The following is a 5,965-nucleotide window of genomic DNA, read 5'->3' on the forward strand; positions in this document are numbered from 1 at the left end:
GCTCTTCCTGCCGGACATCTACGTGGACTGCGAGGTGTGCGGCGGCACGCGCTACAATCATGAGACGCTGGAGGTCCGGTTCAAGGGGAAATCCATCGCCGACGTCCTGGCGATGACGGTGAACGAGGCCGTGGCCTTCTTCGCGGACATCCCGAGGATCGCGGGCAAATTGCGTCTGATCCAGGACGCGGGGTTGGGCTACATCCGCCTGGGACAGTCGGCCCTCACCCTGTCGGGAGGAGAGGCGCAGAGGGTCAAGCTCTCCAAGGAGCTGGCCAAGCGGTTCGGAGGGCGGACGCTCTACCTGCTGGACGAGCCCACGACGGGGCTCTTCTACACCGACGTGCGCAAGCTGCTGGAGATCGTGCACCGCATCGTGGATCAGGGCAGCACGGTCGTGTTCATCGAGCACAACCTGGACGTTCTGCTCTCGGCCGACCATATCATCGACCTCGGCCCGGAGGGCGGCGACGGCGGCGGGCGCGTCGTGGCCCAGGGGACGCCGGAGAGGGTGGCGGCGAGGGGCGAGGGGTACACCGCCCGCTTCCTCAGGGAATACATGGAAGAGATCGAGTCCAACAAGAGTAAAGGAGAGCTGAGGCATGCCGGGTAGGTTCGACGGAAAAAGGGGAGGGGACGGAAACCGGCCTCGCGGCAGGCGCGAGGTTCACGGAGCCGGGGCGGCCCGCGGCGGGCGCCCCATGGCGGCCAGGCCCTGGAGGAAGGAGCCGGCGGAGCGTCCGGTTCCGCCCGACGACGTATGCTGGGGCCGCCAGCCGGTGCTGGATCTGGTGAAGGGTTCCCCCTCCCGCTGCACCCGGCTGCTGATCGCCAACAACGTCCGTCCTCCGTTTCTGGACGAGCTGGTGGACGCCGCGCGGGCGGGCCGGGTGGTCTATCAGATGGTCGCGCCCGAGGCGCTGGACAAGCTGTGTCCCGACGTGCGACATCAGGGCGTGGCCTGCCGCGTGATGGAGACGGAGCCCGTGGAGCTGGAGCCCTTTTTGAAGGGGCTCTCCGGGGCCGGGGCCGGGGCCGAGTCCGCCCTGATCGTCGTGCTGGACCATATCGAGGACCCGCACAACCTGGGGGCCGTCGTGAGATCGGCGGAGGCGTCGGGCGCGTCGGCCGTGGTCTACTCCCGCCGTCGTTCGGCGCTGCCCGGGGGAACGGTGGTGAAGACCAGCGCGGGCGCTGCGCTCCGCCTTCCCATGATCCCGGTCGTCAACATCGTGCGGACCCTGGAACAGCTCCAGGCGGCCGGTTTCTGGGTCGTGGGGCTGGACGGGGGGGCCGTGGAGTCCCTGTGGGATGACGCGCTCCCCGCACGGCTGGCCCTGGTCGTCGGGGCGGAGGGCGATGGGCTCTCCCGCCTCGTGGGCGAGAGATGCGATCAGCGGCTGCGCATCCCCATCCAGGGGGGCGTAGGCTCGCTCAACGCCAGCGTGGCGGCCGCCCTGGGGATGTTCGAGTGGCGCAGGGGGCGCCCCGGCCGGCAGGGGAAAGAGGGGGATTGAGGCATGGAACTGAAGGATTTGCGTCTCTCCATCATCGGGGCCGGCGCGTTGGGCGGCGCGGTCGCCCGTGGGCTGGCGAGGGCCGGCTGCGAGGTCACGGCGTCGGTGCCCCATCCGGAGCGACGACGCCATCTCGAGGCGGATGGGGTCGCCCTGATATCGGACAACGCCCGTGCCGCCTCGCAGGGACAGGTCGTGATGTTCGCGGTCAAGCCGCACCTGACCCTGAGCGTCGTGGGGGAGGTCGCTCCTCTGCTCGATGGGAAGCTCTGCGTCTCCCTGGCCGCGGCCGTGCCCCTGGAGCTGCTGGAGAGGACGGCCCCGACGGCGCGCTGGGCCCGTGCGATGCCGAACATCTGTGCGGCGATGAACGCCTCCTTCACGGGGGTCGCGCCCTCGGGCTCCTGTTCGGAGGAGGAGAGGACCGGGCTCGTCGGGCTCTTCTCCCTCGTGGGGTCTGCCGAGCTGACCGAGGAGAGGAATCTGGATGCCCTCACATCCCTGACGGGCGCCGGCCCGGCGTTCTTCCTGTCGTTGCTGGAGGCCGCCGCGATGGGCGGCATTCAGGCGGGGCTGCCCAAGGAGATCGCCTACAAGGGGGCGGCGGCGGCGGTGTTGGGCGCGGCCCGGCTGGCGATGGATTCCGGCCGGGCGCCGTCGGCCCTTCGGGACGACATCTGCACGCCGGGCGGCATGACGATCGAGGGGGTCGCCGAGCTGGAGCGCGGCGCGCGCGGCTCCATGATGCGGGCCGTCCTCTCCACCGCCGAGAAGGGCCGGGTGCTGACCGAGAAGGTCGTGCAGAGTTTGAAGTAGGAGCGGCCTCCTTCGATGGGCGACATGGCCGGGGGCCGAACGATCGTCCTGCTGATGAGCGGCGGCGTGGACAGCAGCGTTGCGGCGCTTCTGCTCCTGCAGGAGGGGTGGAGGGTGCTGGGCCTGACGCTCCGTATCCCGGGCGTCTGGGGCGGCCCCGGCGAGGCTGGGAACGGTCCCCCGGTCGAGGCGGGCGCATCCGCCGCGCGGATGGCCGGGGTGCTGGGCATTCCGCACCGGATCCTGGATGCCGGGGAGACGTTCCGGGCACGGGTGATCGCGCCCTTTCTGCGTGACTATCGTGAGGGGAGGACGCCCAACCCCTGTGTGGACTGCAATCGGTCCATCAAGTTCGGCCTGCTGATGGACGCCGCCGCCGAGTGGGCGGGGGACGCCCGCGTCCCCGTCGCCACGGGGCACTATGCGCGCATCCTCCTCACGCCGTCGGGAGCGCGGCTGGCCCGGGCCCTGGATGAGGGGCGGGACCAGAGCTATTTCCTCTGCGACGTGGACCGCGCCCGCCTGCACCGCGTCCGTTTTCCCCTGGGGGAGCTGACCAAGCCGAAGGTCCGGGAGATCGCGCGCGATGCGGGGCTGACCGTCGCTGACAGGCCCGACAGCATGGAGGTCTGCTTTCTGGCGGGGACGGACTATCGGGAGCGGGTCGGGGACGACGGGCCGGGGCCGATCCGGGACCTCTCGGGCGCGCTGTTGGGACGGCACAAGGGGCTGTCCCGCTATACCCTGGGGCAGCGGCAGGGTTTGGGGATTGCCGCGCCGCACCCGCTCTACGTCCTGAGGCTGGACGTTCCCCATAATGCCCTCGTCGTGGGGCCGAAGGAGGCCGCGTTCCGGACGGTCGTAACGGCGAAGCGCCCCAACGTGCTGGCGCCGGAGCTTCTGGGGCGGGACACGGTCCTCATGGGCAAGACGCGCTCCCGTTCTCCTCTCTCGCCCTGCAGGATCGCGAGCCTCGACGAGGGGACGCTGACGGCCGAGTTCCAGTCCCCTCAGTTCGCTCCGGCGCCGGGACAGCGTCTGGCGCTCTACGGCGGAGAGGTCCTGGCGGCCTCGGGCGTGATCGTCTGATTTCAGTTTCTCCGTGTACTGACTTGTATTGCACGTTGTTTCGTTGAGAAACGGTTCCCTTCGCAAATCGTACGGATGCCTGCGGCCGGCTGTCGTTGAGGACATCCGGCCGATCCTTTGTTATACTTTTCGGGAGCTTAGAGTATTGGGACGGCTTGTACGCATAATTGGGGGGCCGAAAAATGGACTATCCGATGCTGCGGCGTTTGACGGAGTTGGTGGAGGCGGGGAGGGAAGCGGTGCTCTGTACCGTGGTGGACGAACAAGGCTCCACGCCCCGAGGACGCGGTGCGGCGATGCTGGTGCTTCCGGACGGCAGCACGGAGGGGACGATAGGGGGCGGCGTCACCGAGCATCACGTGATCGAACGGGCCCGTGCGATGATGCGCGAGGGGACGGGCACGGAGCTCTACCGGGAGAGCCTCGATGCGGAGAAGGCCTTGCCGGAGGGGGCCGTCTGCGGCGGTGACGTCATGGTGTATCTGGAGCGTTACGGACGGTCGCCCGAGGTCGTGATCTTCGGGGCCGGGCACGTGGGCCGTGCGCTGGCCCGGTTGGTGTGCGACACGGGGATGCCGGTGCTGACCTGGGACGAGCGCGCGGAGTTCGCCAACGGGGAGAGTATTCCCTGGGGAAGGACGCTGGCCTGCCCGCTGAACGAGGTGTTTGACCGCGGCCTGCCCCTGCATTCGGCGAGCTTTGTCGTGATCGCAACGCGCGGGCACGCGCTGGACGCCGAGGTGGTGAAGCTGCTGGAGGGGCGGAAATGCGCCTACATCGGGATGATCGGGTCGCGCCGCAAGATCGCCTTCGTGCGCGAGCGGCTGATCGAGGAGGGGGTTGCGCCCGATCAGATCGACCGCATCTACCAGCCCATCGGCCTGCCGATCCGGGCCGAGACGCCGGAGGAGATCGCGGTCTCCATCCTGGCGGAGATCATCGCGGCGCGCCGGGGCGCCGACCTGGACCAGCTGCGCTCCACGCTCTGACCTTTGTCCCGCTTCGGTGGGGATAAATCGGGAGCTGCGGACGAGGCGGAAAGGAAGAGGAGGATTTGTCCATGACTATCCAGGAGGAAAAGCGGCTTTTGCGGAAAACTATCCGTGAGGCCGAGGTGGAATTGCCCGATGCCTACTGGGCGCAGACCAGCGGGGCGATCTGCGCCCGGCTGGCGGCCATGCCGGAGTACCTGTCTGCGCGGACGGTATTCTGTTTCGTCGGGACCGGCCGGGAGATCGATACCCGTACATTTCTGGAGAACGCGCTGCACGACGGAAAACGGCTCTGCGTACCCCTGTGCCTTCGCATGGGGGTGATGGAGCTGCGGCAGATCGATGCCATGAGCCGGTTGGCGCCCGGGGCCTACGGCATTCCGGAACCCACGCGGGAAACGCCTTTGATAGGCACGGACGAGGTGGACTTTGCCGTCATCCCCTGCCTGAGCTGCAGCCATTCCGGCCTCAGGCTGGGGAAGGGGGGCGGCTTTTATGACCGTTTCCTCTTGGAGTACCGCGGCACGGCGATACTGGTCTGCCCGGAGCGCCTCGTTCGGGACTCCATTCCGATGGAACCCCACGACAGAAGCGTCCCCCGGGTGCTGACGGAAACGGGCCTCTACGAAAACGGACTTCCGAATTCCTCCGGGATACTTGACAGAACCCCTGACTCTCTGTAGAATTCTTGGTCGTACTGCGATGAGGCTGATGGACAATTTGCCGGCGTAGCTCAGTTGGTAGAGCAGCTGATTTGTAATCAGCAGGTCGGGGGTTCAAGTCCCTCTGCCAGCTCCAAATCCGGAGGAGTGCCCGAGAGGCTAAAGGGGGCGGACTGTAAATCCGTTGACTGAGTCTACAGTGGTTCGAATCCACTCTCCTCCACCAAATTTAATAGTTTTGCGGAAGTGGCTCAGGGGTAGAGCATCGCCTTGCCAAGGCGAGGGTCACGGGTTCGAATCCCGTCTTCCGCTCCAAGGTAAGACCTTTATATATGCGGATGTGGTACAATGGTAGAACCTCAGCCTTCCAAGCTGATGACGTGAGTTCGATTCTCATCATCCGCTCCATTTTTTGAGAGTTACCTTAGCCAAGTGGCTAAGGTTTCTCCAAAAGCATTATTGCTGTTTAAACTAAGGTGTGGGTCCATAGCTCAGTTGGATAGAGCAACGGCCTTCTAAGCCGTGTGTCCGGGGTTCGAATCCCTGTGGGCTCACCATTTTTAGATTTTGTTTGGTTAAGTAGACGAACTAGAAGTCATGCTTTTGGGGTATAGCCAAGTGGTTAAGGCAACGGACTTTGACTCCGTGATTTCGCAGGTTCGAGTCCCGCTACCCCAGCCATTGTGACCCATTAGCTCAGGTGGTAGAGCACTTGACTTTTAATCAAGGTGTCCGGAGTTCGAATCTCCGATGGGTCACCAATTTTATCAACATCCGGAGAGGTGTCCGAGTGGTTTAAGGAGCTGGTCTTGAAAACCAGTGATTCTGAAAGGGACCGTGGGTTCGAATCCCACCCTCTCCGCCAAGAATCATTTAGTTATAGCTTTTG

The 5,965-nt window shown here is 65.7% G+C and carries 5 protein-coding genes, 8 tRNA genes and 1 pseudogene; all 14 read left to right on the forward strand.

The window, feature by feature from the left end; translation table 11 throughout:
• Positions 1 to 613 (forward strand): annotated as a pseudogene (locus tag Q0176_RS00245) (excinuclease ABC subunit UvrA); the annotation flags it as partial.
• A complete protein-coding gene (gene rlmB / locus Q0176_RS00250) occupies positions 603 to 1,517 on the forward strand; it encodes a 23S rRNA (guanosine(2251)-2'-O)-methyltransferase RlmB (RefSeq protein WP_299297874.1) in 915 nt (304 codons plus the stop codon). The pseudogene Q0176_RS00245 and the gene rlmB, both read left to right, overlap by 11 nt.
• Positions 1,518 to 1,520: 3 nt before the next feature.
• On the forward strand, positions 1,521 to 2,333 hold the full coding sequence (locus tag Q0176_RS00255; RefSeq protein WP_299297876.1) for a pyrroline-5-carboxylate reductase dimerization domain-containing protein: 813 nt from the start codon (positions 1,521 to 1,523) through the stop codon (positions 2,331 to 2,333).
• 15 nt (positions 2,334 to 2,348) lie between these two features.
• A complete protein-coding gene (gene mnmA, locus Q0176_RS00260) occupies positions 2,349 to 3,422 on the forward strand; it encodes a tRNA 2-thiouridine(34) synthase MnmA (RefSeq protein WP_299297878.1) in 1,074 nt (357 codons plus the stop codon).
• A 182-nt stretch (positions 3,423 to 3,604) separates the two neighbouring features.
• The gene (locus Q0176_RS00265) at positions 3,605 to 4,411 is read left to right on the forward strand and encodes an XdhC family protein (RefSeq protein ID WP_299297880.1); all 807 of its coding nucleotides are present in this window, start codon (positions 3,605 to 3,607) and stop codon (positions 4,409 to 4,411) included.
• 71 nt (positions 4,412 to 4,482) lie between these two features.
• A complete protein-coding gene (locus Q0176_RS00270) occupies positions 4,483 to 5,097 on the forward strand; it encodes a 5-formyltetrahydrofolate cyclo-ligase (protein WP_299297882.1) in 615 nt (204 codons plus the stop codon).
• A 39-nt stretch (positions 5,098 to 5,136) separates the two neighbouring features.
• Positions 5,137 to 5,212, forward strand: a tRNA-Thr gene (locus Q0176_RS00275).
• Between the two features lie 5 nt (positions 5,213 to 5,217).
• Positions 5,218 to 5,302: transfer RNA gene (locus tag Q0176_RS00280), tRNA-Tyr, on the forward strand.
• Positions 5,303 to 5,316: 14 nt separating this feature from the next.
• A tRNA-Gly gene (locus Q0176_RS00285) sits at positions 5,317 to 5,391 on the forward strand.
• A 19-nt stretch (positions 5,392 to 5,410) separates the two neighbouring features.
• Positions 5,411 to 5,484 (forward strand) — tRNA-Gly (locus Q0176_RS00290).
• Positions 5,485 to 5,556: 72 nt separating this feature from the next.
• A tRNA-Arg gene (locus Q0176_RS00295) sits at positions 5,557 to 5,633 on the forward strand.
• Between the two features lie 47 nt (positions 5,634 to 5,680).
• Positions 5,681 to 5,757, forward strand: a tRNA-Gln gene (locus tag Q0176_RS00300).
• A gap of 4 nt (positions 5,758 to 5,761) precedes the next feature.
• Positions 5,762 to 5,837, forward strand: a tRNA-Lys gene (locus tag Q0176_RS00305).
• Positions 5,838 to 5,852: 15 nt separating this feature from the next.
• A tRNA-Ser gene (locus Q0176_RS00310) sits at positions 5,853 to 5,941 on the forward strand.
• The last annotated feature ends 24 nt before the right edge of the window (positions 5,942 to 5,965 follow it).

Origin of the sequence: uncultured Fretibacterium sp. (assembly GCF_938040765.1) — a bacterium.
Lineage (GTDB): Bacteria > Synergistota > Synergistia > Synergistales > Aminobacteriaceae > CAJPSE01.

Bases quoted from the DNA above. Each gene is read 5' to 3' on its own strand.
- rlmB (WP_299297874.1), top strand. From the start codon at position 603: ATGCCGGGTAGGTTCGACGGAAAAAGGGGAGGGGACGGAAACCGGCCT.
- Q0176_RS00255 (WP_299297876.1), top strand. From the start codon at position 1,521: ATGGAACTGAAGGATTTGCGTCTCTCCATCATCGGGGCCGGCGCGTTG.
- mnmA (WP_299297878.1), top strand. From the start codon at position 2,349: ATGGGCGACATGGCCGGGGGCCGAACGATCGTCCTGCTGATGAGCGGC.
- Q0176_RS00265 (WP_299297880.1), top strand. From the start codon at position 3,605: ATGGACTATCCGATGCTGCGGCGTTTGACGGAGTTGGTGGAGGCGGGG.
- Q0176_RS00270 (WP_299297882.1), top strand. From the start codon at position 4,483: ATGACTATCCAGGAGGAAAAGCGGCTTTTGCGGAAAACTATCCGTGAG.